The organism is Kribbella sp. (genome assembly GCF_035655035.1).
Taxonomy (GTDB): Bacteria; Actinomycetota; Actinomycetes; order Propionibacteriales; family Kribbellaceae; genus Kribbella.
This window is the reverse complement of record NZ_DASRVN010000791.1, coordinates 1-25,520: the sequence shown is the minus strand read 5'-3', so window position 1 is coordinate 25,520 and position 25,520 is coordinate 1. Positions and strand designations below refer to the sequence as shown.

Sequence of the window (25,520 nt, the reverse complement as noted above, 5' to 3'; positions counted from 1 at the left end):
CGTGGTCAGTCGAGATCGGCGAGGGCCTTCTTGGCGGCTTCCAGCTCCGCCTCGAGGGCGGCGACCTTGGCGGCCTGCTGGGCGCGGGCCTCCTCGATCACCTCGTCGATCGGGGTCGACAGGTCCTCGTGCAGCTCCTTGGCCGCCCGCGACACCGCGGCCGCGGCGACGGCCAGGTCGCGCGCCAGGTACGTCGTACCCTGCTTGAGCTCGGCGTGCCACTCGCCGTCCGCGGTGCCGGTGACGGTCAGCGTGAGCTCGATGGTCTTGGCCTTCTTGCCGGCCGCCTTCTTCGCCGGAGCCTTCTTCGGCTTCGGCGCCTCGACGACCTCAGGTGTCTCGACGACCGCGGGAGTGTCGACCAGGTCTGACGGCGCTTCTACTGCAAAGGTGTCTACAGTCATCGTTGCGGCGTTCTCCTTCTGACTGTTGCTGGACGACTATTAGAACACATGTTCGACGCCAGCGCCAATCAGCCGCTCGCCGCTACTGAGCGGTCTCCGAACGGTCGCCGGACCACTCCAGGTGGAAGCTTCCCTCCCGGTCGACGCGCTTGTATGTGTGCGCCCCGAACAGGTCCCGCAGCCCCTGGATGAGTGCCGCAGGCAGCCGCTCCGCGCGCAGGCCGTCGTAGTACGACAACGCGGCGGAGAACCCGGGAGCCGGCACGCCGACCGTGGCCGCGGTCGCGACCACCCGGCGCCACGCGTCCTGGCCGTTGCCGACCGCGTCCCGGAAGTAGTCGTCGACGAGCAGCGACGGGAGGTCCGGGTTCCGGTCGTACGCCTCCTTGATGCGATCCAGGAACCGGGCCCGGATGATGCACCCGCCGCGCCAGATCGTCGCCATCGCGCCGAGGTCGATGTCCCAGCCGTACTCCTCGCTGGCCGCCCGGATCGCGTCGAAGCCCTGCGCGTACGCGACCAGCTTCGACGAGTACAGCGCGTGCCGCACGTCGTCGATGAACTGGTCCCGGTCGACGTCCGCCTTCACGTCGCCCGGACCCGGCAGCACGCCGGCGGCCGCTTCCCGCCGTACGACGTCACCGGACAGCGAGCGCGCGAAGACGGCCTCGGCCATACCGCTGACCGGGATGCCGAGGTCGAGCGACGACTGCACCGTCCAGCGGCCGGTGCCCTTCTGCTCGGCCTGGTCCAGGACGACGTCGATGAACGGGCCGCCCGTGGTCGGGTCGGTCTGGCTCAGCACCTCCGCGGTGATCTCGATCAGGAACGACTCGAGGTCGCCGGTGTTCCACTCCCGGAACACGTCGGCGAGCTCGGCCGGGGACAGCCCGAGCACGTGCCGGAGCAGGTCGTACGCCTCCGCGATCAGCTGCATGTCGGCGTACTCGATGCCGTTGTGCAGCATCTTCACGAAGTGGCCGGCCCCGTCCGGGCCGACGTGCACGCAGCAGGGCTCGCCGTTCACATGCGCGGAGATCTTGGTCAGCATCGGCTCGAGCGCCGCGTACGACTCCGGGGAGCCGCCGGGCATGATGCTCGGGCCGTTCAGCGCGCCCTCCTCGCCGCCGGAGACGCCGGAGCCGACGAAGTGCAGGCCCTTCTCGCGCAGCGCGGCCTCGCGGCGCCGGGTGTCCAGGAAGTGCGCGTTGCCGGCGTCGACGACGATGTCGCCCTCGTCGAGCAGCGGCACCAGTTCGTCGATGACGGCGTCGGTCGGGGCGCCGGCCTTGACCATCACGATCACCCGGCGCGGCGGCTCCAGCGACTCGACGAAGCCCGCCAGGTCGGTCGACGGCACGAACTCGCCTTCGGAGCCGAACTCCGCGACCAGCGAGTCGGTCCGCGCCTGGGACCGGTTGTGCAGGGCGACGCGGAACCCGTTACGCGCGAGGTTCCGGGCCAGGTTGCGGCCCATCACCGCTAGGCCGGTGACGCCGATCTGGGCTTTCGCAGAGTTCATCGAATCTCCCGCAGAGTCTGAAGTTGTGTGCGGGGTCCAGTCTGCCTGAGGCCTTCTCAACCGCAAACATCGGTGGTAGACATCTCAGAAATCGATTTCCCATCACGGAGGAACCCGCCCATGCTCCGTCGTGTCATCGCACTGGCTGCCTGCGCACTCCTGGCCCTGCCCACCACCGCCTCAGCCTCAGCTTCGGCCTCACCGCCGGGAAACGACAACGGTCCGGTGGGCTGGGACGTGTACCGGAATCTGGACCGGTTACCCGAGCTCCAGACCGGTGTCCGTACCAAGCAGTTCTCCAGCTTCGGCCGTGACGGCAGCAACAACGACGGCTTCGACGGCACCTACTCCTGCCTCCGGACGACCACCGCGGGCTGCGTGATCGCCGAGGCCAGCGGGGCCGGTGAGATCGCGTCGATCTGGTTCACCCGCGACGGGGGCAACGTGAGCAAGACCGGCACGATCACGGTCGAGCTCGACGGCAAGCAGGTGCTGCACGGCTCGCTGCAGGACATCGTCGACGGCAAGCTCGGCGCCCCGTTCAGCTATCCGCTGGTCGCGAACGGCGTACAGAGCAGCGGCGGCGTGTACATCCGGGTGCCGATGCCGTACCGCTCCTCGATGCGGATCACCACGCAGAACAACCCGCTCTTCTACCACGTCGACTACCGCAAGTTCCCGGACGCGAACGGCGTACGGACGTTCGACCCGGCCGACAAGGCCGAGGACGTCCTCAAGCTGCTGAACGCCGCCGGCACCAAGGACCCCAAGCCCGCGCGGCCGAACGCCAGCACCACGTCGACGCCGGTGAACCTTGCCCCGGGCAAGCAAGTCACGCTGGCGGACACCCGGGGGCCCGGTGAGCTGAGCGCGCTCCGGCTGAAGCTGCCGGACATCGTCGGCCTGAACCTGAAGAGTCTCGCGGACGACGGCCGCGCGTTCCTCGGCGGCAGTACGTTCACGATGAAGATCGACCCGGCGAACACCGGCGTGAAGCTGACCCGGCGGATGGACCTCAGCATCGGCAACCAGCGCGCGAAGATCCTCGTCGACGGCGTACCGGCCGGAGAGTGGGCGCCGCTCAAGGCCCAGGGCACGCAGTGGCACGACCAATCCGTCGACCTGCCGCCCGCACTGACCGCGGGCAAGTCGCGGATCACCATCAGCAACCAGTTCATCTCCTCCGACCTGGACTTCAACGAGTTCGCGTACTGGGTCGACTCCAGCGCGGGCCGCACCGACACCCTCGACGTCGGCCCGAACCACGTCGCCGACGAGCAGGCCCACGGGTACTCGATCAGCAAGCAGAACTGGAGCGGCGAGCACGCGATGACATACGCCCCCACCGACGCGGACGCGGCCCGGGTGAAGCCGTCCGACACGCTGCTCGCGGGCGTCCGTGTCCAGGTGGCGATCGACGGTCAGAAGCGGGTGGATGCCCCGCTCGGCGAGTTCTTCGGCTCCGGCCTCGGCGAGAACCCGGTGCACTCGCTGTTCTTCGCGATGGACCCCGACGGCTGGTACTCCTCCTGGTGGCCGATGCCGTACGCCGCCCGCGCGACGGTGACGCTGGTCAACCCGACGGCGTACCCGTTGAAGGGACAGGCCGAGGTGACGGCCGCGCGGGACGGGAGCAAGGCGGCCGAGCTGGCGACCGGCAAGATCGGGTACTTCACCGCGATCTCGAAGCGCGGCGAGACCACGCAGGGCAGCGACTGGGCCTTCGCGGACGTGACCGGGCGCGGGAAGTTCGTCGGCGTCTCGCAGACCATGGAGGGACTGCTTGCCGACGGCAACACCCGCGGGTACCTCGAGGGTGACGAGCGGGTGTACGCCGACGGCGAGCGGACGCCGGCCATCCACGGCACCGGGACAGAGGACTTCTACGAGTCCGGCTGGTACTTCAACGCCGGCACGTACTCGACTCCGTTCCACGGCAACTCCGCGCACGAGGTGCGGACCGGTTTCTGCACGAACGAGTGCGACGGCGCCTGGCGACTGCACATCAGCGACTCGGTCGCCTTCGAGAACCAGCTCGACTTCGGCATCGAACACGGCCAGCAGGACGACCACCCGGCGATCTACGGCTCGACGGCGTTTCTCTACAAGGCCGCCGGCTTCGGCGCCCGCGAGACCGACCGCATCGACGTCGGCTCCGCCACGAGCCGCCAGCAGCACGGCTACACCGACAACGGCACGCAGTCGGACCTGACCAGCGTCTACGAAGGCGACCACGACGACATCACGCTGACGGACCAGGTCCGCTCCACCACGCAACCAATCCACTTCCGGGTAGCGATCGACCCGGCCAACCGCGGCGTCACCCTGCGCAGAACCGGCGATCAGAACATGGCTGGGCAATCCGCACAGGTCGTTGTCAACGGCAACGACGCGGGTCTCTGGCTGCAACCCCTTGGCAACACCCATCAACGCTGGCTCGACGACAACTACCAGCTTCCGCCAGCCCTCACCGCCGGCCGCACCCACCTGGACATCGAGCTCCGGCCCACCGGCCCGGCGTGGACGGCGTCGTCGTACGTCGTCCAAACCCTCACCAAGCCGTACGACGACCGCCGCGCACCCGGCGCTGTCACCGGTCTCACCGCGACCGGGCGGACCGACAACGCGATCAACGTGAGCTGGAACGACGTCCCGGACGAGAGCGGGATCGCCTACTACAACGTGTACGGCGCGGTTGCGGGCGGGACCGAGAAGCTGATCGGGTCGAGTCCGCTGCCCGGGTTCCTGCACCGCGGCCTCGGACTGAACGAGACCTGGACGTATCGGGTCGCAGCGGTGGATCTGGCCGGGAATGTCGGAGGCAAGTCGGTTGCGGTGCGCGGGACCAGCGGGCGGACGTTGCGGATTGAGGGGGAGTCGATGTTGCCGCCGGTGTCGTCGACCGTTCCTGTTGATCCGCAGGGCAACTGTTGCGGGGTCAGCTGGTCAGGTGGCGCGCAGGCGTGGATCCACGGTGCGAAAGCGGGCGACAAGGCCGTGTTCGCCCTCACCGTCCCGACGACGGGGACCTACCAGGTGTCCACGGTACTGACGAAGGCCGTCGACTACGGGACCGTCGCCGTCCAGGTGGACGGTGGTACCGCGGTGCCGTTCGACGGGTACCAGGCGTCCGGCGTCGGTACGCAGACCGTTGACCTGGGCACCCTTCAGCTGACGGCGGGCACCCACCAGCTCGGCGTGACCGTTACCGGCAAGAACGCGGCAGCAATCGGCTACCTGGCCGGGGTCGACGTGGTGGATCTTAAGCTCGGCACGTGAACCCTTTGGAAGCACGCCGTACGGCGCTCGTCCTGATCGACCTGATGCCACGGATCGTTGCGCTGCCGACCGCGCCGTCCAGCGGTCCCGACGTACTCGAACGATCCGTGGCACTGGCCGCGGCGACCCGCGCGGCCGGCGGCCTGGTGGTGAACGTCCGGGTGGAACGCCCGGGCGTCGAGGTCCAGCCCGACGGCAGCGGCTTCGCGCCGGGTGCCGAGCCGCGGCCCGGTGACCTGGAGGTGGTGAAACGCACGATCGGCGCCTTCGGCCGGACCGCGCTGGACGCCGAGCTCCAGTCCCGCGGCATCGCGAACGTCGTGCTGGCCGGGATCGCGACCAACTTCGGCGTCGAGTCGACCGGCCGCGCCGCCTCCGACCTCGGCTACGAGACCTTCTTCGTCACCGACGCGATGACCGGCCTGGACGGCGACGCTCACGCCTTCGCCACGACGTACGTGTTCCCCCGGCTGGGCACGTCCTGCAGCGCCGCGGAGTACCTGGCGGCGCTGACCGGATAGGGTCGGGCGATGGGTTCGTTCGACGTACTGCTGGACGACGAGCGCACGCAGTTGGACGCGTTCGTCGAGGAACATCGCGGCGCCATCGAGGCGACGCTCGACGGCCTGACCGAAGAGCAGGTCCGTCGCCGGCTCGTCCCGTCGGCGACGACGTTGCTCGGGCTGCTCAAGCACCTCACCTGGATGCAGCGGGTGTGGTTCGAGGAGTGCGTCGGCGGCCGGTCCCGCCGGGAGCTCGGCCTGGTCCGGACGCCGGACGACTCGTTCCGGCTCACCGACGACGACACCATCGCCTCGGTCGTCGCGGCTCATCAGCAGGCGTGCGAGACCGCGCGGTCGGCGGTCGTTGGTCTGCCGCTGGACACGATCGTGACCGGTCACCCGAGCGGACCGCGCACACTGCGCTGGGTGTACCTGCAGGTCCTCCGCGAGCTGGCCCAGCACCGCGGCCACGCCGACATCCTGCGCGAACAGTTGCTAGGACATGCCTCCTGATCCCACGCCTACTGCGGGGCACTCGGCACGGCACCTCGCCGCACGGGTGCAAAGGCCACGATGCTCCGCATCGAGACCTTCGCCCCCGCGCACCGATGCACCGCACCGAGCACCTCCTCGCGACGACGTGGAATCAGGAGGCATGCCCTAGCCGAATAGCGCGCGGTTCTCCTGCGCCCAGGACTGGAGCGTGCGGGCCGGGTGTCCGGTGACGTCCGCGACCGTGGTGTTCACCGAGGTCTCGTCGATCGTGCCGTCGCCGAAGAAGGACTCGATCGCGGCGGCGTACGGCTCGGGCATCGTGGCGTGCAGCTCGGCGTGGGTCTCCGCGCGGCTCATCGGGTACGCCGTCAGCGGCCGGCCGAGGGCTTCCGCGAGGATCGCCACCTGCTCCACCGGGGTCAGCGCGACCGGCCCGGTGAGCCGCAGTACCGCGGAGTCGTGCGCGCCGCGCAGCGCCCGGACCGCGACGTCCCCGATGTCGCCCGGATGGATCGTGGACACCGGTACGTCGGGGAACTGCACCCGGACCTCGTCGCCCGCGCGCAGCTGGTCGCGCCAGCGCAAGGTGTTCGACATGAACGAGTTCGGCCGCAGGAAGGTCCACTCCAGCCCCGCTGCCCGGACCGCCTCCTCGGTGGCGTGGTGGTACCCGGCGACGGCGTTCGTGACCTCGCCGTCGAGCGAACTGCTGGACAGTACGACGATCTTCCGGACCCCGGCACGCACCGCGTTCGCCAGCAATTCGTCGAGCCGTTCGTAACCGCTGAGCAGGAAAATCCCGGTCACTCCGGATAATGCGTCCGCGAAGGTTTCCGGCCGATTGAGGTCGCCCGGCACCGGCGCGATACCGGCCGGCAGCCGCGTCGCGGTCCGGACCAATCCACGGCCCGGGATGCCCTGTGCCGCCAGCGATTGCGCCACCGCGCCGCCGGCGTTTCCGGTCGCGCCCGTAATCAGGATCGTCATTGCTCAACCCTGACACAAAAGCCGGACCCGCAATAGCAGGAATCTTTTGTCCGTACATTGCGGCGAAATGTCGATTTGTCATCGATCGTGTTCATGTCCCGCTTCGGTCTAGTTCACTACGCGTTGTCCGCATCTGGTGACGCTCCATACCGACTGCGCTGGGGGAGAGGCTGGAGGAGACGGTGGGGGTGCGGATGCAGTTCCTCGAGGATCCACGAGGCGGTGAACGGATCTGGCGACTGCTCTCCGGGAACAACCGCCCACTGGCGATGGGCCGCGGCGACCTGCGGTCCCCGCTCGACGTACTGGCCTCCGTCCGCCGGCTCGCCCGGGAGGCCGAGCCGACGCTGCGCCGGGACGCGGACGGCCGCTGGCGCTGGGAGATCACCACCACCGACGGGCCGGACGTCCAGTGCCCGGTCGTCTTCGCCCGCCGGATCGACGCACGGCGTGCTTTCCATCGATTCACGCAAGCGGTTGAGCAGGCCGTCGTCACGACCGCGTACCTGCCCCCAGTACTCATCCAGCGAGAGCCGGAACAGTGAGCGAAGAGACCCTTACCCCGCGGCGGCTCCGGTCGGCGCTGTCCCCGTCCGACCTGATCTTCCGGATCATCGCCCGCGGCGGTGGCGGCCTGGTGCTGCTGATCACCGGCGGGATCGGTGTCTTCCTCGCCTACCAGGCGAAACCGACGCTGCAGCGCTACGGCTGGAAGTTCTTCACCGAGCAGGCCTGGAACCCGGAGGCGAACAGGATCGGTGTCGCCTCGGTGCTGTTCGGGACCGTGGTGATCGCGACCATCGCGATCCTGCTGGCGTTCCCGCTCGCGCTCGGGACCGCGCTGTACATCAGCGAGTGGGCACCGCGCGGGCTGAAGAAGACGCTGGTCGCGGTGGTCGACCTGATGGTCGCGGTCCCGTCGATCGTCTACGGCCTGTGGGGCTTCTTCCTGCTGCAGCCGTGGGTGATCCACCTGTCCCGGTGGATCACCACCTGGTTCGGCTGGATACCGGTCTTCAAGGTCGACACCGACCCGCGGGCCGCGGTCTTCGACGGTGCGTCGTACGCGTCGTCGGCGTTCATCGCCGGGATCGTGGTCGCGATGATGGTGATGCCGATCGCCTGCGCGGTGATGCGCGAGGTGTTCGACCAGACCCCGCCGGGCGAACGGGAGGCCGCGCTCGCGCTCGGCTCGACCAGCTGGGGCGTGGTCCGCGCCGTCGTCCTGCCGTTCGGCCGCGGCGGGATCATCGGCGGCACGATGCTCGGCCTCGGCCGCGCGCTCGGCGAGACGATCGCGGTGGTGATGATCGTGTCGCCGCTGTTCGAGATCAACTGGCACGTCCTGCAGTCGGGCTCGATCACGATCTCCGCGATGATCGCGCTCCGGTACGGCGAGGCGTCGGGCTCCCAGCTGAACGCGCTGATGGCGGCCGGCCTGGTGCTGTTCGTGATCACGCTGATCGTCAACCTGATCGCGGGCTTCGTGGTGGCCCGCAGCCGCAGCGGTGCCGGAACGGAGATCTGATGACCAGCACAGTGCTCACCAAGGCCCCCGAGGCCGTCGAGCCGGTCGAACCGGAACCCGAACGCCGCCGGCTGCACGTCGTCGACGTCGAGGACCGGGCCTGCCTGATCGGCTCCGCGGTCGCGGGCCTGTCGCTGACCTGGGTGCTCTACAGCCGCATCCTGCCCACCGAGGGCACGCTCGGCTTCATCGTCTGCTGGTGGCTGTCGTTCACCGCCCTCTACCTGCTGCTCACCGGCCTGCGCCGCGGCCGGGTCGTACTCACCGACCGCCTTGCCGTCCTGCTCGCCCACAGCGCCGCGAGCCTGGTCGGCTTCGCGCTCGCCACCGTCGTCGGCTACACGCTGGCTCGCGGCTCGAAATCCCTGGTACACAAGAACTTCTTCACCCAGGACCTTCGCACCGCCGGTCCGCTCGAACCGCTCACCACCGGCGGCGCCCTGCACGCGCTGGCCGGCACGTTGATCCAGATCTCGATGGCGATCGCGATCACGCTGCCGCTCGGCATCCTCTGCGCGGTCTACCTGACCGAGATCGGCGGCCGGGCCTCCCGGCTGGTTCGTTCGGTCGTCGAGGCGATGACCGCGCTGCCGTCGATCGTGGCCGGGCTGTTCGCCTACGTCGTGCTGCTGATCGGCTTCGGTTTCCGGCTGTCCGGGTTCGTCGCCGCGATGGCGATCTCGGTGATGATGCTGCCGATCATCGCGCGCTCGTCCGAGGTGGTACTGCGGCTCGTCCCGAGCGGCCTGCGCGAGGCGTCGCTCGCCCTCGGCGCGACCCAGTGGCGCACGGTCTGGTCGGTGGTGCTGCCCACGGCGCGCCCCGGTCTCGCGACCGCGCTCGTCCTCGGTACGGCGCGGGGCATCGGCGAGACGTCACCGGTGCTGCTCACCGCGGGCTTCACGACGTACCTGAACCTGAACCCGTTCTCCGGCCCGATGGTCTCGCTGCCGCTGTTCACCTTCAAGATGTCGCAGTCGCCCGAGGGCAACTACATCAGCCGTGCCTTCGGCGCCGCGGCGTTGCTGCTCGTCCTGGTCCTGCTGCTGTTCGTGTTCTCCCGCTGGATGGCCGCCCGTGGCCGCTCCGGAACCCGATGAGAGGAATCGTCATCATGCGACGGCTCAGTGCCTTCGTCCTCGCGGTGCTGCTCAGCTGTGCCTTCGCGGGCCTGCCGGCCGCTGCTCGGAGTACGGCGTACGTGCCGATCTACGGGTCCGGGTCCACCTGGTCCCAGAACGCCCTCGACCAATGGATCCGCGACGTCGAGCCACGCGGGATGCGGGTCCAGTACGGCGGCGGCGGATCGTCACGGGGCCGGCTCGACTTCGCCGGCAATCTGGTGGACTTCGCGATCAGCGAGATCCCGTACCAGGGCACGGATCCGCTGACCGGTGCCACCGATGTCTCGCGCCGGCCGTACGCGTACATGCCGATCGTCGCAGGCGGTACGTCGTTCATGTACCAGATCCAGGTCGGTGGCCGGCTGTACCGCGACCTGCGGCTGTCGGGTGACACGATCACGAAGATCTTCACCGGCAAGATCACGAACTGGAACGACGCCCAGGTCACCCGGGACAACAACGGCAAGCAGCTGCCGAGCAAGAAGATCATCCCCGTGGTCCGCTCCGACGGTTCCGGTACCACCGCGCAGTTCACGCTCTGGATGGCGACCCAGTACAAGGCGCAGTGGGACTCCTTCTGCCAGTCGACGCAGGGCCGGAAGTGCGGCCAGACGTCGTACTACCCGACCACCAACTTCCCCGGTGTGAAGTCCCAGGGCGGTTCCAGCCAGATGGCCGGCTACATCTCCGCGAGCTACGCCGACGGTGCGATCGGGTACGTCGAGTACTCCTACGCGCTGGGCAAGAGCTACCCGGTGGTGAAGGTCCGCAACAACGCGGGGTACTACACGGAGCCGACCGCGTACAACACCGCGGTGGCGTTGACCAAGGCACAGATCGAGACGACGCCCGGTCCGCTGTACCTGACCCAGAAGCTGGCCGGGGTCTACAACAACGCCGACCCGCGGACCTATCCGCTGTCGTCGTACTCCTACATGATCCTGCCGACCACCAACCTGAGCGCGGACAAGGGCCAGACGCTCGGCGACTTCGCGTCGTACTTCCTCTGTCAAGGTCAGCAGAAGGCCCAGCCACTCGGGTACTCGCCGCTGCCGCTGAACCTGGTGCAGGCCGCCTTCGCGCAGGTGGCCAAGGTACCGGGCAGCCCGTCGACGGCGACCGATATCAAGAAGTGCGGCAACCCGACGTTCGACGGTACGAACCTGAACCGCAATCTGCTCGCGGAGCGGGCGCCGCAGCCGCTGCCCTGCGACAAGGACGGAGCCGGCCCGTCCGTCAACGGGCAGTGCCCGAGCGGGCCGAACCAGCCGAACAAGCCGGGGAACAACAACGGGGGCAACAACAACGGCTCGAACAACAACGGCGGCAACAACAACGGCGGGAACAACAACGGCTCGAACAACAACACGGGTTCGAACGGGACCAACAACAACGGCTCCAACAACACCACCGGGAACCCCACCACCGGCAACCCGAACCAGCCGGGTGCCGGTCCGGCGAGCACCACACCCGGCGCCGTACTCCCCAGCGGCGGCCCGACGTCCGGGCAGTCGATCGATCCCGAGACCGGCCAGGTGGTCAATGCCTCGGGCAACAACAACGCCTACACGCCGACTGGCAGCGTGACCGAGCTGAACGGCAACCGCGGCGGCGGCAGCATGCTCCGCAACCTCGGCATCCTGACCGCGGTCGAGGTCCTGCTGATCCTCCTGGTCCCGACCCTGGTCTCGCGGTACCTGCAGCAGAAGCGGGCCGGCAAGTGACCGCAATCGGTACGGCGCCCGCGCTGCGGACCGCCCCGGCGAAGGTCAAGGCCCGCGTCGAGGCCGAGCTGAACCTGCGCCCACAGCTCACCGCCGACGCACTGCGGCTGTTCGCGCTGGGCATCCTGAGCTTCCTGGTCTACGTGACGCTGCTCGGGGCGCTCCAGTTCAACCGCGCGCAGGACGTGGCCTACGACAAGATCCGCGGCGAACTCGCGGAAGCGACCGCCCCGCTGGGTCCCGGCATCACGCCGGGGGATCCGGTCGCGGTGCTCGACGTACCGGGGCTGCAACTGCGGCAGGTGATCAAGGAGGGTACGACCGGCGCGATCCTGCGCGACGGACCCGGGCACCGGGCCGACACCGTACTGCCCGGGCAGGCCGGGATCTCGGTCGTCTACGGGCGCGGACTGACCTTCGGCGCGCCGTTCCGGAGCGTACCGAAGCTCAACGTCGGCACCCGGTTCCAGGTCGTCACCGGTCAGGGGACCTTCGGTTACCGGGTGACCGACGTCCGGCGCGGCGGCGATCCGCTGCCGGCCGCGCCCGCCGACGGCAGTTCCCGGCTGACCCTGGTCACCGCCGAGGGCAAATTGTTGCCGAGTGCAACGGTGTACGTCGACGCGGACCTGGCCGACGGGCAGGTGCAGCCCGACCCGGGTGGCCGCGCGCAGGTACCCAGCAGCCAGAAGGCCTTCGGCGTGGACCTGTCCGCCATCTGGCCGCTGGTGCTCTGGCTCGAGGCCCTGCTGGTGGTCGGCGCCGGGGTGATCTGGTTCCGCAGCCGGATCGGCCGCTGGGAGTCCTACCTGATCGGGGCGCCGGTCGTGCTCGCGCTGGTCTGGCGGATCTTCGAGCAGGTCGCCGGAATGCTGCCGAACCTGGTGTGAATTAACTGGTCATTCCCAGAAATTGAACAAACCGGCGGAAAGTCTCCGGCCGGAGTTTTCGTCCCTACGATTGCAGCGAAATCGTTCTTCGCTCGGGGGAGTGTTCGGCCGCGGGCAATTCCGTCCGCGGCCGTGGAGCTTTCTGGGAGGAAACCCGTCATGAATCCGATGATCCGCCGCGGGCTGTTCGCCGCATCGGCGGTCACGCTGGCCGCGGTGCTCTGCGCACCGGCCGCCTCGGCGGCACCGGCCGGCAGCGGTCTGTCCTACACCGAGTCCGAGCCGGCCACCGCGGCCGGCCGCAACGACAGCCCGGCCACCGCCCAGCGGCTGGCCGCGCTTGGTACGGCCTGGTGGCAGCAGCGGACTGCCAGCGTGCACGGCACCCTCTCCCCGGCACCGGTGGCGATCCAGCCCGGCACCGAGGACGACGGTTCGATCGAGCTGGCCACCGCCACCGGGATCGGGAGCAACGGCCGCGCAGCCATCACCACCTCCGGCGTCCTCGGCGACGGTCCGCACGGCAACCTCGGCGACAAGACCGGCGACTTCGACTTCTATCAGCTCGCCGGTACGGCGGGGCAGACCGTGACCGTCAGTACCGCCGGCTCGATCGCGAGCACCAACACCGTGGTTGGTCTGTACGACGCGGCCGGTGCACTGCTGGCCTCCGACGACAACGGCGGTGGCGGTCTGGCGAGCAAGCTCACGTACACCTTGACCGCGAGCGGGGACTACTACGTGGTCGTCGCGGGCCAGAGCGCGGCCGGCAGCCTGCCCGCGGATCCGCACAACTCGGGCAGCGGCCACGGCGGCGCCGACACCGGTGCGTACCAGCTGCTGATCGCGTCGGCCCCGGTCGACAAGGACTTCTTCGCCGTCCAGCTCGCGAAGGGCGACGTGCTCGGCGCCGCCCTCGCGTCGTCCGGCAAGCGGCTGACGGTCGTCAAGCCGGACGGGACGCAGGCAGTGAGCTCCGACCGCATCGCCAGTACGAAGCTCCCGGCCTCGTCGCCGCTGCCGCGCGGTGCCGTCGACCTCGCGTACGTCGCGGACCGGGCGGGCCTGTATTCGGTGTCGGTCACCGACGGCTTCGGCCCGTACGACCTGACGCTGGGCACGTACCGCCCGGGGACCGAGTCGGCGGCCGCGCCGCAGACCTTCTTCCTCGACTTCGACGGCGGCCAGATCGACACCACCCCGCTCGGCGGCTCCGGGGTCAAGCAGCTCTCCGGGCTGGCGGCGTACCTGCCGAACTGGGGGCTCACCGCCGCCGACGAGTCCGCGGTGATCGACAAGGTCGTTGCCGTGGTCACCGAGAACGTGCGGTCCGAGCTGAAGGGGAAGAGCAGCAACCCGAACGTCGACGTGCGGATCCGGAACAGCCGCGACGACGCCGACACCTTCGGCCGCCCGGGTATCTCGCGGGTCGTGGTCGGTGGCGGTACGGCGGAGTCCGGAATCAGCCGGATCGGGTCGGCGCAGTCCGTCGACCCCGGGAACTTCGACCAGCAGGAGACCGCGCTCGTCCAGCTCGACCGGATCAGCGCCGCGGGTGGAGCGGCCAGCATCAACCGGTACCTGTCCGCGGACAGCGACCGGGTCGGGTTCGTCGGCCAGGCGATCGGCAACCTGGTGTCCCGGGAGATCGGCCACCTGGTCGGTGACTACGACACCGACCCGGCGAGCCCGGTCGCGAACCTGATGGATGCCGACGGCAACTTCCCGGGCCTGTACGGCGTCGGCGCGGACGGGATCGGCGGTACCGCGGACGACGTCGACGTGGACTTCGGCAAGGACGCGTACAACCCGGCGCTCGGCCTCACCGGCACGCAGGACACCCTGAACGTCGCAGCCTGGGGTCTCACGGGACCGTGCAGCTGAGAGCCAAACTCGTCACGACCGCGACAGCCTTGTTGCTGATCGCGGTCGTGGTGATCACCGTGGCGCGCTCACCCTCCGGGCGCGGCACGGACGGTCCGCTGGTGGTGTCGGGAGGCGTTCCGCCCACGCCTCCCGCCGCCGGTGTGCCACCCGCAGCCGGCCCGGCCTCGCGCGACGCGTGGGGCCGGGCCGGCCGCTACCGGGCCTGGGCGACCCGGATGAGCACGCTGGTCCCGATCGCGCCACGCGTGCTCGCGGCGTACGCCCTGGGTGAGCAGTCCGCGCCGGAGTCCTGCGGCTTGAGCTGGGTGACGCTCGCCGCGATCGGCTCGGTGGAGTCCGCACACGGCTCGTTCAAGGGCGCGGTGGTCGGCGACGACGGTACGAGTACCCCGCCGATCGTCGGCCCGGCCCTCGACGGACGTCCCGGCGTCCAGGCGATCCCGGACACCGACGGCGGCGTGTACGACGGCGACACCCGCTGGGACCACGCCGTCGGGCCGATGCAGTTCCTGCCGAGTACCTGGCGGGCCTACGGAGTCGACGCCGACGGCGACGGTACGGCGCGACCGAACGACCTCGACGACGCCGCCGCGACCGCCGCGGTCTACCTGTGCGCGTCGACGCCGACCATGCGGACCGGTGCCGGCTGGTGGGCCGCGGTGACGACGTACAACCGGTCCGGAGAATATGCGCGGAACGTTCTCGGCCGGTCGAACGAATATGCCCGGGCCAGTATCCGGTGATCTGTGCGTTTCCGGCTGGCCACACCATCATGTCTGGTTCACCGAATAGCCGGGAAATGTCGGCCTTGACCCGATGAATTGGTGTCGTCACCGTCGGACACGGTGGCCGCGGGTCAAGCAGGCCCGCGTTAGAACGCAGTAAGGAAGGTATTCCCGAGATGCGTTTCATCCGTACCGCCCGTGCCACCGCGATCGCCGCCGCCGCGTTCGCCGTGGTCGCCACCACCGCCCTGTCGGCCGCCGCCGACCCGGCCTTCACGCCGGACTCCGACGACGTCGTGATCGTCGGCTCGGACACCAGCGAGCTGGTGCTCGACGACCTGATGAACCTCTACAACGGCCGCACCCCCACCCCGGCCCGCCGGATCGCGTCGTTCGACGCCACCGGCTCGTCGACCATCACGATTCGTCCGGGCGTCACCATCACCCGGCCGAACGGCTCCGGCGCCGGCATCTCCGCGCTCTGCTCGCGGACCGACATCGACTCGGCCCGCTCCTCGCGTGGCAAGCAGGCCGGCGACTGTGCCGACGCCACGTTCCTGCCGTTCGCCAAGGACCAGCTGCGCTGGATGCGCAACTCCAGCGCCACCGGTGTCACGTCGCTGACCGACGCGCAGCTGACCTCCATCTACAACTGCCAGGTCACCAACTGGAGCCAGCTCGGCGGCAACAACCTGCCGATCGTGCCGCTCATCCCGCAGATCAACTCCGGTACCCGGGCGACCTGGGCCGGCCTGGTCAGCATCGACAGCACGAACCTTCCGTCCTGTGTCAAGGACTCGGTGAACGGCTCGCCGGTTCAGGAGCACGACCCGGCGCCGGTGGCCGCGACCTCCGGTGCGATCGCGCCGGTGTCGGTCGGTCGCTACGGCCTGCTCACCCCGGCCCAGCAGTCCGGTACGGCGCTGGGCACCATCCCGGCCCCGGACTCGAACGCCTACGACCGCACGCTGTACCAGGTCGTGAAGTCCGTCGGCGGTGTGGTTCCGGACTACCTGGCCGACCTGTTCGGTGACGGTTTCGGTTCCTCGTCGACCGGTGGCACGCCGTTCATCTGCGAGCCGTCCGACAACGACCCGGCCACCACCACGGCCGGTGACGTCATCAAGGCCAACGGCTTCGTCGAGCTCGGCGCGGCCTGCGGCGTCGCCTGATCAACTGCTCTGGAACCTCGTCTGAGCAACTGATCTGGGCAACTGATGTGACTGACTGACCCACGGCCGGTGGGCGAGGAACTCTCTCGCCCACCGGTTCCGCCTTTCCGGCCATGACCTCATTCATGTCCAGTTCACCTGCTGGCGACCTGGACGGTCGCAGGTCGGGAAAGGCTTCACGCGGACGGCACCCCGTGCCGCCCGGCTCGACATGTTCGCAGTTTCCTGGAGGTCATCGTGAGGCTGATCCACAGGCGCGGTGCCGCGCTCCTGGCGGTCACGGTTCTGTTCGCACTGTCCGGGTCCTACGCGACGGCAGCTGTTCCGTACCAGCGCCTGCAGAATGTTGCCGCGGACCAGCCGGACAGTCCGGTCGTCGCCGACCCGTCAGCGACGCCGGTGACGTTGAGCCGCGACAGCAAGACGGTGACGGTTTCACGCACAGCCGATCTGACCCGGCAGATGCTGAACGTGTCCTGGACCGGTATGGCGCCCAGTACCGAGAAAGGGAGTCCCGCAGAGCACGAGCTCCCGGTGACGGTGATGCAGTGCCGCGGGTACAACCCGGACCGCTCCGACTGCTGGATGGCGAGTACCGTCGCAGGCAACTCCCTCGGACCGATTCTCGGTAGCAGCTTCGTGCCGGTTGAGAACTCCCAATGGCGGACCACCGCGCCGACGACGAGCGGCCAGCTCTACCAGATCCCGTTCCGCAAGGCCGATGGGACCTACCATGCGTTACCACGTCCGAACGCCGCAGGTGCATGGCTGGTTCCGGGTCTTGGGACCACGCTCACGAACTCAGGTGTGACGACCACGGTCGACGACTACACGCCGGGTACGGAGAACCAGCGCATCGGCCTGACCCGGCAGAACGGGACCGGCGAGGTACAGACCTGGGCGAACACCAAGGTGGAGAACCCCAATCTGGGGTGTTCCCAGAGCAGCCAATGCTCCTTGGTGGTCGTGCCGATCACATCTCATCCGTGCCTGGGCACGCCGGACGTCACCACGGACGAGGCGCAACGATGTGCGAGCTTCACCTCTAACGGCTCGACCGTCAGAGCCGGATACTGGTCATTGCTGGCGAACTGGTACCAGCGGTACGTTTTCAAGCTCTCGTTCGCGCCGGAGTCGCCGACCTGTGCGCAGCGCACCGACGCGGCGAAGTTCATCGGATCGGAGCTGATGGGCGAGGCGATGCGCCGCTGGGTCCCGGCGCGGTGCCAGCAGTCCAGCCCGACCTCCCTCGACTACACCCGTGCCTGGGAACCCGAGTCACGGACCCAGCTCGGGCAGACGGATCCGGTCGCGCCGTCGGGATACGCCGCGGACGCAGCGGTCGTGACCGAACCGAGCGAGCAGGATTCTCCTGCGGCAGCACGGAAACCGGGGTACGCCCCGCTCGCCGTCTCCGGGTTCGCGATCGGATTCAACTGGCAGGTCGCCGACGCCTTCGGCGGCGGCCCGGTGAACGACATCAAACTCAACCAGCGACTGGTGGCCAAGCTGCTGACCCAGTCGTACCCGGGCAAGTGGCGCAACGGCTCGGTACCGGCCGCTCTCGTGAACCCGAACGTGCCGACCAATCCCGCGACCATCCTGCAGGACCCGGAGTTCCTCCAGCTGAACCCGGAGGCCGCCCACTGGGCCGGGGCGTCGGACGGCTCCGGTACCCAGATGGCGCTCCCGACCGCGCAGACCGATGTGATCGAGGCCGTCACCCGCTGGATCTGGTCGGACCCGTCCGCCCGGGCCTTCCTCCAGGGCAAGGCCGACCCGTGGGGCATGACGGTCAACAAGGCGTACACAGGCTGGGAACTGCCGCGCAACGACTACGACCTGCGGGACGGCTGGACGGTGCCGAACCTCAGCGATGCGTCCACGTGGGCGGGGTTCTCGCCCCAGCAGATGGGGGCCGCGGCCGCGAACTCCTGGGCCGAGTCGGCGGACTCCCTGATGACGTCATGGCCCCTCAGCCAGGCGCCGTCCCCACAGGGCCCAGGCCTGCCGCTCGTGCCCAAGCGCCAGAGTGCTCAGAGCCAGAACGTTCGGCATCTGCTCGCGCTGTCGACGACATCCCAGCTGGAGAAGGTCGGCATGCAGGCCGTGTCGCTGCGGAACAGCTCGGATGCTTATGTCAAGCCGTCGGTCGAGAGCATGACCTACGCGCTCGACGGCGCCGGCGTGGACAAGGCGACCGGCGTCTGGCAGTTGGATCAGGCGAAGATGGACATCCGGGGCTACCCGGGCACGATGATCAGCTACGCCGAGGTCCCGACGACCACGCTGAAGCCGACCGACGCGCACCGCATCGCGGACTCGCTGCGGTGGATGACGACAACCGGCCAGCAGTACGGCCAGCAGGCCGGCCAGCTCCCGGACGGCTACCTGGCGCTCACCCAGCCGATGCAGGACCAGGCGCTCAAGGTCGCCGACGCGGTCGAGAACCAGACCGGTACGCCGCCGGTCCCGCCCAAGGACCCGGTCCCGGACCCGCCGAACCCGACGCCCACCCCGTCGACCACCGCGCCGGGCGGCGGCCAGAACGGCGGCAGCAACGGCACCGGAGCGGGGACCAACGGGAACGGGACGGGCAACGGGAACGGTGCCAACGGCAACAACAACGGCAGTAACGGCACCCCGAACCCGACCGGCTCCCCGAGCACCGGTCCGACCACCCCCGGTGCGTCGCCGTCCGCCGGTGCCTCGAGCAACAAGCCGCAGGCGCAGGGCAGCATCAAGCCGGTCGCGGCCACCACCCAGGGCGACTCCCTCGGCTGGCTGTCCTGGGGCATCCCCGCGTTCCTGATCGCCGGCCTGGTCGCCGGCGTCGCCTCCCCGGGCATCCGCCTGATCGCCACCCCCGGCCACCCGGTACGCCGTGGCGCCGTCGCCGGTGCGTCGTACCTGGCCGGTCTCTTCCGTCGCGGCCGCCGCCGGAACAACTGACCAGCTCCCGCTCGATCGGAAGGAACAGCATGACGTCCGTACTGCCCGTCGTACCGGCTGCTGACGAGGAGACCGCCGTACTGCCACCGGTCGAAGGTGGGAGTGATCTCGAGAGTCAGCGGGTGGCGGCCTGGTTCGGGTCGCACAAGGTGTTGTCCGAGGTGTCGCTGCGGATGGAGGCCGGGCAGGTGACCGCGCTGATCGGGCCGTCCGGGTGCGGGAAGTCGACGTTCCTGCGGATCCTGAACCGGATGCACGAGCTGGTGCCGAGTGCCGCGCTGGCCGGGAAGGTGCTGCTCGACGGGGAGGACATCTACGAGCCGGAACGGCGGATCACCGACACCCGGAAGCGGATCGGGATGGTGTTCCAGAAGCCGAACCCGTTCCCGGCGATGAGCATCGCCGAGAACACCACCGCGGGCCTGAAGCTCACCGGCACCCGGGTCCGCGGTGACGAGCGGGAGGACCTGATCGAGGAGTGCCTGACCAAGGCCGGGCTCTGGAAAGAGGTCAAGGACCGGCTCGGCTCGCCGGGTGGCGCGCTGTCCGGTGGCCAGCAGCAGCGGTTGTGCATCGCGCGGTCGCTCGCCGTACGGCCCGACGTACTGCTGATGGACGAGCCGTGCTCGGCGCTGGACCCGACCTCGACGCGGCGGATCGAGGAGACGATCCACGAGCTGCGCCGGGAGGTGACGATCGTGATCGTGACGCACAACATGCAGCAGGCGGCCCGGGTGTCGCAGTCGTGCGCGTTCTTCCTGGCCGAGCAGGGCACGCCGGGCGTGATCGTCGAGTCCGGGCCGACCGGCCAGATCTTCTCCAGCCCGGAGGACCCGCGGACCGCCGACTACGTGGAAGGACGCTTCGGATGATCAACCGCCCTTGGACTTCCCGGGACAGCTGGCGGGTCAAGGTCGCCGCCGCCTGGGCGTGCGCCGCGCCGGTCGGTGCGATGGTGCTCGTCGTGGCCGGCGGCGGGAGTACGTTCAGCGGCCAGCTGGTGGTGAGCGAGCAGAGCCTGCCGCGGGGGACCTTCATCGATCGTCCGGCCGAGCTGCCGCAGGTGGGTGCTGACGGGCAGTTGCCGACCGACGAGGGGCAGAGCATCCGGCCGGGCGCGGCCGACGTACCCGACACCGGTACGACGGACGGGCCGCGGCAGCCGCCCGTGGGTGTGACGGGTGACGTGTCGGGGATCCCGGGGACGGTGCTGGCGGCGTACCAGAAGGCCGCTACCGACCTGGCGACGGCGATGCCCGGTTGTCACCTGACCTGGCCGTTGCTGGCCGGGATCGGGAAGGTCGAGTCGTCGCACGCGAGCGGCGGCCGGGTCGATGCCCAGGGCAACACCCGGGGCAAGATCCTCGGTCCGGTGCTGGACGGCGGTCCGGGGATGGCGGCGATCTCCGACACCGATCACGGCGTGTACGACGGGAACACGACGTGGGACCGGGCGGTCGGGCCGATGCAGTTCATCCCCGGGACCTGGGCGACGTTCGGTGCCGATGGCAACGGTGACGGCATTCGCGATCCGCACAACGTGTTCGACGCGGCGCGGGCGACCGGCGACTACCTGTGCCAGGGCGGCACCGACCTGAGCAATCCGCAGCAGCTGGTGCAGGCCGTCCTGCGGTACAACCACTCGATGAGCTACGTGTCCACGGTGCTCCGCTGGATGCAGGCGTACGGCCGGCAGACCGTCACGATCCCGGACTCCCACGACCAGATCCCGGGCGCCGGCGACAAGGGCAACACCCACACCACCGACGACAAGTCCCTCCCCACCACCCCGCCGACGACGGGCGTCATCCCGACACCCGCCGCGACGCCGACCGGTCCGCCGTCGGTTGTCGTCCCGACGCCGACGTCGACGCACACCATCCCGTTCCCGGGCCGGCCGACCAGGCCGCCGACGACCGCCAAACCGCCGTACGTCCCGCCCACGACCCAGCCGCCGACAACCCCGCCGAGCACTCCGGGGAGCACCACTGCGCCGACCTCCCCGCCGGACACCCCGACGCCGCCGCCGACGACGGACACTCCGACCCCGCCCCCGGGCACGACCACGCCGCCGCCAACGGACTCCCCGACCCCGCCGCCGGACACGACGACGCCCGCAGCGTCCACCATCACCCCAGGCCCACCGACCGGTACTCCTTAGCCTGGATCCGTGGGCCGGGTAGCCGGCTGGTCGGCGCGGTAACGGCGAAGTTGCCGGAACTGGTCGCCGAGCGGGTGGCTATCCACCGGTGTTGGGGGTTCTCTGCTGGTGTGCGAGTGAAGAACCCCCACGACGAATGGATAACCCAGCGTCCACGGATCCATGCTCAGCGCAGATCCCGACGAACTTACGGGCCGGACCGGTTAGTGTTCCGTCACCCGGTGCCAGGTTCGGGCGCCCGACTTCAGGACTACCGGGTCGGGTAGCTCGACCACGGCGTCCGGATCCGTCATACGGACGCCGTCGACCGTCACCGCGCCCTGGCGCAGCAACCGGCGTAGTTCGGAGTTGCTGGCGTCAGGGTGCGCGGCCCGCAGCAGGTCGAGCACCGTCGGGCTCCCTCCCACCGTGAGCTCCGGCAGCTCCGCGGGCTCGGCTCGTTCGGTGAACGTATGGCGGAACGCGTCGAGCTCGGCCTTCGCGGCGCCCGCACCGTGGTACCGCGTGACCACCGCTGCCGCGAGCCGGAGCTTGGCGTCCCGTGCCGCCGGGCCGGTCGCATCCGCCAGCGCTGCGACCGTTTCCAGGGGCAGCTCGGTGTAGACCCGCCCGTACGCCTCGATCAGCTCGTCCGGGATGCTCATCAGCTTCCCGAACTTGTCGCGTGGGCTGTCGGTCAGCCCGATGTAGTTGTTCAGCGACTTCGACTGCTTGGCGCGGCCATCGATCCCGGGCGTGATGGTGGTTGTGATCACCACCTGCGGCGGCGCGCCCAGCCGCTGCTGGAAGTGCCGCCCGAGCTGCTCGTTGAACAGCTGGTCCGAGCCCACGATCGTCAGATCGCTCTGCATCGCGAAGCTGTCGTACCCCTGCAGCACCGGGTACACCAGCTCGTGTACGGCGATCTCCCGCCCGGCCGCGACCCGGTCCCGGAACATGTCCCGCGCCATCAGCTGCGCGTGCGTGACCTGCCCGAACAGCCCGAGCAGCTCCGCCACCGGCATCGCGTCGTACCACTCGGAGTTCCGCCGTACCTCGAAGACCGCGGGATCGGTCCGCAGTACCAGCGAGACCTGCGCGAGGAACGACGCGGCGTTCGCGTCGATCTGTTCCGGAGTCAGCACGGGCCGGGTCGAGGAGCGCCCGGTCGGGTCGCCGACGCGGGTGGTGAGGTCGCCGAGCAGGAACACCACCCGGTGCCCGAGGTCCTGCAGCTGGCGCATCATCCACAGGTTGACCGCGTGCCCGAGGTGCAGGTCGGGCGCGGTGCAGTCCACGCCGTACTTGATCCGCAGCGGCCGCCCGGAGTCCAGGCGCTCGCGCAGGTCGTCGGTTCCGACGATCAGGTCGGTGGTACGGCGTAACCGGTCGATCACGGCATTCATGGGGTTCCTCTCAGGACGAGGCACCCGTAGAACGACCAGTGCCTCCGGCGAACGGAAAGAGGCAGGAACCGGACGGTTCCTGCCTCGGGGGCTCTGGGTGGTGCGGACTGCGGGGACTACCGAACGCCGGTCCCTCCCAGAGCCGGTCGATAGATCACGCAGTGCTTGGTCACACCGCGAGGCTAACAGGCACCGGCCCACTGGTGAACCGGATTAGGCTCGAGACGTGATCGACGAGCGGGTGGTACTGCTGGACGACGACGGGCGTGCGATCGGCACCGAGGCGAAGGCCACGGTGCACCACGCCGCGACGCCGCTGCACCTCGCGTTCTCCAGCTACGTCGTCGACGCGGCCGGGCGGGTGCTGCTCACCCGGCGCGCGCTGCACAAGCCGACCTGGCCGGGCGTCTGGACGAACAGTTGCTGCGGGCACCCACTGCCGGGGGAGCCGGTCCCGGACGCGGTCCGCCGGCGGCTCTCCGACGAGCTGGGGATCGTGGTGGACACGGTCGACCTGGTGCTGCCCGAGTTCCGGTACCGCGCCGAGATGCCGAGCGGCACGGTCGAGAACGAGATCTGCCCGGTCTACCGGGTGTGGTGGACCGGTGACCCGACGCCGAACCCGGCCGAGGTCGCCGACTACCGCTGGGCCTCCTGGGAGGACGTACGCCGCGTCCCGGACCTCTCGCCCTGGTGCCTCCTGCAACTCGACGAACTCCCCGCCGAGCCGGCCGACTGGCCGATCGCGGACCCGTCCCGGCTACCAGCCGCCGCCCAGGTCTGACTCCAGCAGATCACCATGTACGGCGACCGCCGCCGTACTGGCCTGTCCCGCCGCCCCTATCGCGAGCAACGCCGGCGCCGCCGTCGTACCGACCGCGTAAACCCCAGGCACCGTGGTCCGGCCGCCGTCGTCGGCCACGACCGCACCGTCCGACACCTGGCAGCCGAGCCGCTCGGCCAGATCGCTCTGCTGATGCTGCCGCACCACCACGAACACCCGCCGCGCGGCCAGCGACTCCCCGTTGACCAGCCGCACCCCGGACCCGACCTCGGCAACACGCTCGGTCCGCACCTTGACCCCAGCCACGGCGAGCCGGTCCAGCTGCGTCCCGGTCAAAACGTCGCCGTCCGTACACAGGACCACGTCATCGCTCCACCGGCTCAGCAGCAACGCCCGCGCCACCGACCGATCCGGCGCGCCCCGCATCCCCAACTGCACGAGCGGCTGATCCCGCACCTCCCACCCGTGACAGTGCGGACACGCCACCACGGACTGCCCCCACCCGTCGGCAACCCCGGGTACGTCGGGCAACTCGTCCCGCAGCCCGGTCGCCAGTACGACGACCCGCACCTGCCGGCCGTCGACCACGAACCCGTCGTCGTCCGGCGTCACGTCCTCGACACGACTCTCCTGTACGTCGACGCCGTACGCCGCCAGCTGGCGCCGCCCGTTCGCCAGCAACTCACCCGGCGCGAGGTCGACCGCGCCGAGGTAGTTGTGCACGTGCGACGCCGTCCGGTTCCGCGGCTGCCCGTCGTCGAACAGCACCACCCGCCGCCTGGCCCGTCCCAACGTCAACGCAGCCTGCAGTCCCGCCACACTTCCACCGATGACCGCAACATCCATGCCGCCATCATACGAGACGACTGGTCTCATACTCTGAAATTCGCTGGCCGTGCCTGAACGAGCACCTCGGCTTCACGTACCGGACGGCGAGTGTCAACGTCCGGGCGGAGCTACCGCTGCAGTTCGCGGAGGAGGTCGGGTCCTGACCACGACCGCCGGTCGGTCTCGGCCGCGCGGATCAGGTGGACAAGCTTGGAGTTCACCGGTGCGGCGCGGCCGAGCGACCCGGCGAGCGTGACGACCTCGCCGTTCAGGTAGTCGATCTCGGTCGGGCGGCCCGCCTCCAGGTCCTCCCACATCGACGTCCGGGCGAGCGGGTCGACGGCCAGCACCTTGCCCGCGAGGCGGCGGAACAGGAAGTCCGGCAGCCGCAGTACGGCGGGAAAGCGCTGCATCGGTACCGCGAGGAGTCGCGCCGGTCGGATCCCGGCCGCGGCGAGCAGGTCGAGCGCCTCGGCCTGCGCGGCGGCCAGGCAGCGGCGGTACGCGCGCTGCGAGAGCTCGTCGCGCAACGGCAGGTTCGACAACGCGTTGACCGGGTTGTTCAGGTTCAGCAGGAGCTTCGACCACTGCACCGGCAGGAGGTCGTCGTGCTGGGTGAGCGGCAGGCCCGCGCGCTCGAAGGCCTCGGCGTACGGCGCCAACACCGGATCCCGTTGTACGTCGAGCTTTCCCTCGGTGCCCTGGTGGAAGACGCCGCCGCCGCGATTCAGCACGTTGAACGGCACCATCCCGGCCACCACGACCTGCGACGGCAACCGCGACCGCAGCACCTCGGCGTTCCGGATGCCGTTCTGGAAGCTCACCACCACCGCACCCGGCGGCACCACCTCCGCCAGCTCGTCCGCGGCCTGCGCGGTCGCCGCCGACTTCACCGTCACGAGCACGAGATCCGCCCCGGCCGCAGCGGCTGGCGTGGTCTCGAACGGCACGTCGGCAACCCGGAGGTCAGCCCCCAGATAATCGGTCAGCCGCAACCCGTGCGCGGCAACCTCAGCAGCCGTCCGCGCTCGCCCGACGAACGTCACCGCCGCACCGGCAGCAGCCAGCCGGCCACCCACGTAGCAGCCGACGCCGCCGGCACCATAGACCGCGATCATGCGAACAACGTACCGAAGGACAGGAGATGTCTGGGTTCGTTCCGGGACGGAG

The 25,520-nt window shown here is 69.6% G+C and carries 21 protein-coding genes; 15 read left to right on the top strand and 6 right to left on the bottom strand.

What is annotated here, in order from left to right; translation table 11 throughout:
• Positions 1-5 precede the first annotated feature (5 nt).
• Positions 6-404 (bottom strand): DUF6319 family protein, encoded by a 399-nt coding sequence (locus VFF46_RS40315; protein ID WP_325042557.1) that lies wholly within the window; start codon positions 402-404, stop codon positions 6-8.
• A gap of 82 nt (positions 405-486) precedes the next feature.
• Positions 487-1,926, bottom strand: coding sequence for an NADP-dependent phosphogluconate dehydrogenase (gndA, locus tag VFF46_RS40310; protein WP_325042556.1), 1,440 nt, complete (start codon positions 1,924-1,926; stop codon positions 487-489).
• A 225-nt stretch (positions 1,927-2,151) separates the two neighbouring features.
• On the opposite strand from gndA, the gene VFF46_RS40305 reads away from it, so the two are divergent.
• From VFF46_RS40305 to VFF46_RS40295, 3 genes are read left to right on the top strand one after another with little or no spacing between them, the layout of a single operon-like run.
• Positions 2,152-5,205, top strand: a complete 3,054-nt coding sequence (locus VFF46_RS40305) for a DUF2961 domain-containing protein (RefSeq protein ID WP_325042555.1) — start codon at positions 2,152-2,154, stop codon at positions 5,203-5,205.
• A complete protein-coding gene (locus VFF46_RS40300) occupies positions 5,202-5,726 on the top strand; it encodes an isochorismatase family protein (RefSeq protein ID WP_325042554.1) in 525 nt (174 codons plus the stop codon). The genes VFF46_RS40305 and VFF46_RS40300 overlap by 4 nt, the downstream gene beginning before the upstream one ends.
• A gap of 9 nt (positions 5,727-5,735) precedes the next feature.
• Complete coding sequence (locus tag VFF46_RS40295; protein WP_325042553.1) at positions 5,736-6,221, top strand: DinB family protein; 486 nt, start codon at positions 5,736-5,738, stop codon at positions 6,219-6,221.
• 147 nt (positions 6,222-6,368) lie between these two features.
• Here VFF46_RS40295 and VFF46_RS40290 read toward each other — a convergent pair whose 3' ends face one another.
• Entirely contained in the window at positions 6,369-7,190 is an 822-nt protein-coding gene (locus tag VFF46_RS40290) for an NAD(P)H-binding protein (protein WP_325042552.1), read from the bottom strand.
• Positions 7,191-7,378: 188 nt separating this feature from the next.
• On the opposite strand from VFF46_RS40290, the gene VFF46_RS40285 reads away from it, so the two are divergent.
• The 11 genes from VFF46_RS40285 (at position 7,379) to VFF46_RS40235 (ending at position 21,353) form a co-directional block, all read left to right on the top strand.
• Positions 7,379-7,735, top strand: coding sequence for a hypothetical protein (locus tag VFF46_RS40285; RefSeq protein ID WP_325042551.1), 357 nt, complete (start codon positions 7,379-7,381; stop codon positions 7,733-7,735).
• Positions 7,732-8,718, top strand: a complete 987-nt coding sequence (gene pstC / locus VFF46_RS40280) for a phosphate ABC transporter permease subunit PstC (RefSeq protein WP_325042550.1) — start codon at positions 7,732-7,734, stop codon at positions 8,716-8,718. Before VFF46_RS40285 ends, pstC begins: the two co-directional genes overlap by 4 nt.
• Positions 8,718-9,818: a phosphate ABC transporter permease PstA gene (gene pstA / locus VFF46_RS40275; protein ID WP_325042549.1), complete on the top strand. Its 1,101-nt coding sequence runs from the start codon at positions 8,718-8,720 to the stop codon at positions 9,816-9,818. The genes pstC and pstA overlap by 1 nt, the downstream gene beginning before the upstream one ends.
• Before the next feature lie 14 nt (positions 9,819-9,832).
• Complete coding sequence (locus VFF46_RS40270) at positions 9,833-11,566, top strand: substrate-binding domain-containing protein (protein ID WP_325042548.1); 1,734 nt, start codon at positions 9,833-9,835, stop codon at positions 11,564-11,566.
• Positions 11,563-12,456: a sortase domain-bontaining protein gene (locus VFF46_RS40265; protein WP_325042547.1), complete on the top strand. Its 894-nt coding sequence runs from the start codon at positions 11,563-11,565 to the stop codon at positions 12,454-12,456. Before VFF46_RS40270 ends, VFF46_RS40265 begins: the two co-directional genes overlap by 4 nt.
• A gap of 159 nt (positions 12,457-12,615) precedes the next feature.
• Positions 12,616-14,340 carry a PPC domain-containing protein gene (locus VFF46_RS40260; RefSeq protein ID WP_325042546.1) on the top strand — a complete coding sequence of 575 codons (1,725 nt, stop codon included), beginning with the start codon at positions 12,616-12,618 and terminating at the stop codon, positions 14,338-14,340.
• Positions 14,331-15,086, top strand: coding sequence for a lytic murein transglycosylase (locus VFF46_RS40255; RefSeq protein WP_325042545.1), 756 nt, complete (start codon positions 14,331-14,333; stop codon positions 15,084-15,086). The genes VFF46_RS40260 and VFF46_RS40255 overlap by 10 nt, the downstream gene beginning before the upstream one ends.
• A 158-nt stretch (positions 15,087-15,244) precedes the next feature.
• Positions 15,245-16,240 (top strand): substrate-binding domain-containing protein, encoded by a 996-nt coding sequence (locus VFF46_RS40250; RefSeq protein WP_325042544.1) that lies wholly within the window; start codon positions 15,245-15,247, stop codon positions 16,238-16,240.
• Between the two features lie 237 nt (positions 16,241-16,477).
• Positions 16,478-19,192: a hypothetical protein gene (locus VFF46_RS40245; RefSeq protein WP_325042543.1), complete on the top strand. Its 2,715-nt coding sequence runs from the start codon at positions 16,478-16,480 to the stop codon at positions 19,190-19,192.
• A 29-nt stretch (positions 19,193-19,221) separates the two neighbouring features.
• Positions 19,222-20,064: a phosphate ABC transporter ATP-binding protein gene (locus VFF46_RS40240; protein ID WP_325042542.1), complete on the top strand. Its 843-nt coding sequence runs from the start codon at positions 19,222-19,224 to the stop codon at positions 20,062-20,064.
• Positions 20,061-21,353 carry a lytic transglycosylase domain-containing protein gene (locus VFF46_RS40235; protein WP_325042541.1) on the top strand — a complete coding sequence of 431 codons (1,293 nt, stop codon included), beginning with the start codon at positions 20,061-20,063 and terminating at the stop codon, positions 21,351-21,353. The genes VFF46_RS40240 and VFF46_RS40235 overlap by 4 nt, the downstream gene beginning before the upstream one ends.
• Before the next feature lie 203 nt (positions 21,354-21,556).
• On the opposite strand, the gene tyrS is transcribed toward VFF46_RS40235, so the two are convergent.
• Complete coding sequence (gene tyrS, locus VFF46_RS40230; RefSeq protein WP_325042540.1) at positions 21,557-22,738, bottom strand: tyrosine--tRNA ligase; 1,182 nt, start codon at positions 22,736-22,738, stop codon at positions 21,557-21,559.
• A gap of 226 nt (positions 22,739-22,964) precedes the next feature.
• On the opposite strand from tyrS, the gene idi reads away from it, so the two are divergent.
• Positions 22,965-23,522 (top strand): isopentenyl-diphosphate Delta-isomerase, encoded by a 558-nt coding sequence (idi, locus tag VFF46_RS40225; protein WP_325042539.1) that lies wholly within the window; start codon positions 22,965-22,967, stop codon positions 23,520-23,522.
• Here idi and VFF46_RS40220 read toward each other — a convergent pair.
• The gene (locus VFF46_RS40220) at positions 23,499-24,368 is read right to left on the bottom strand and encodes an NAD(P)/FAD-dependent oxidoreductase (protein WP_325042538.1); all 870 of its coding nucleotides are present in this window, start codon (positions 24,366-24,368) and stop codon (positions 23,499-23,501) included. The genes idi and VFF46_RS40220 overlap by 24 nt on opposite strands.
• A gap of 110 nt (positions 24,369-24,478) precedes the next feature.
• On the bottom strand, positions 24,479-25,468 hold the full coding sequence (locus tag VFF46_RS40215; RefSeq protein ID WP_325042537.1) for a 2-dehydropantoate 2-reductase: 990 nt from the start codon (positions 25,466-25,468) through the stop codon (positions 24,479-24,481).
• Between the last annotated feature and the right edge of the window lie 52 nt (positions 25,469-25,520).

Excerpts from the sequence above, each read along its gene's own strand:
- VFF46_RS40315 (WP_325042557.1), bottom strand. The coding sequence starts at position 404 with ATGACTGTAGACACCTTTGCAGTAGAAGCGCCGTCAGACCTGGTCGAC.
- gndA (WP_325042556.1), bottom strand. The coding sequence starts at position 1,926 with ATGAACTCTGCGAAAGCCCAGATCGGCGTCACCGGCCTAGCGGTGATG.
- VFF46_RS40295 (WP_325042553.1), top strand. The coding sequence starts at position 5,736 with ATGGGTTCGTTCGACGTACTGCTGGACGACGAGCGCACGCAGTTGGAC.
- VFF46_RS40290 (WP_325042552.1), bottom strand. The coding sequence starts at position 7,190 with ATGACGATCCTGATTACGGGCGCGACCGGAAACGCCGGCGGCGCGGTG.
- pstA (WP_325042549.1), top strand. The coding sequence starts at position 8,718 with ATGACCAGCACAGTGCTCACCAAGGCCCCCGAGGCCGTCGAGCCGGTC.
- VFF46_RS40270 (WP_325042548.1), top strand. The coding sequence starts at position 9,833 with ATGCGACGGCTCAGTGCCTTCGTCCTCGCGGTGCTGCTCAGCTGTGCC.
- VFF46_RS40260 (WP_325042546.1), top strand. The coding sequence starts at position 12,616 with ATGAATCCGATGATCCGCCGCGGGCTGTTCGCCGCATCGGCGGTCACG.
- VFF46_RS40250 (WP_325042544.1), top strand. The coding sequence starts at position 15,245 with ATGCGTTTCATCCGTACCGCCCGTGCCACCGCGATCGCCGCCGCCGCG.
- VFF46_RS40240 (WP_325042542.1), top strand. The coding sequence starts at position 19,222 with ATGACGTCCGTACTGCCCGTCGTACCGGCTGCTGACGAGGAGACCGCC.
- VFF46_RS40235 (WP_325042541.1), top strand. The coding sequence starts at position 20,061 with ATGATCAACCGCCCTTGGACTTCCCGGGACAGCTGGCGGGTCAAGGTC.
- tyrS (WP_325042540.1), bottom strand. The coding sequence starts at position 22,738 with ATGAATGCCGTGATCGACCGGTTACGCCGTACCACCGACCTGATCGTC.
- VFF46_RS40220 (WP_325042538.1), bottom strand. The coding sequence starts at position 24,368 with ATGGATGTTGCGGTCATCGGTGGAAGTGTGGCGGGACTGCAGGCTGCG.
- VFF46_RS40215 (WP_325042537.1), bottom strand. The coding sequence starts at position 25,468 with ATGATCGCGGTCTATGGTGCCGGCGGCGTCGGCTGCTACGTGGGTGGC.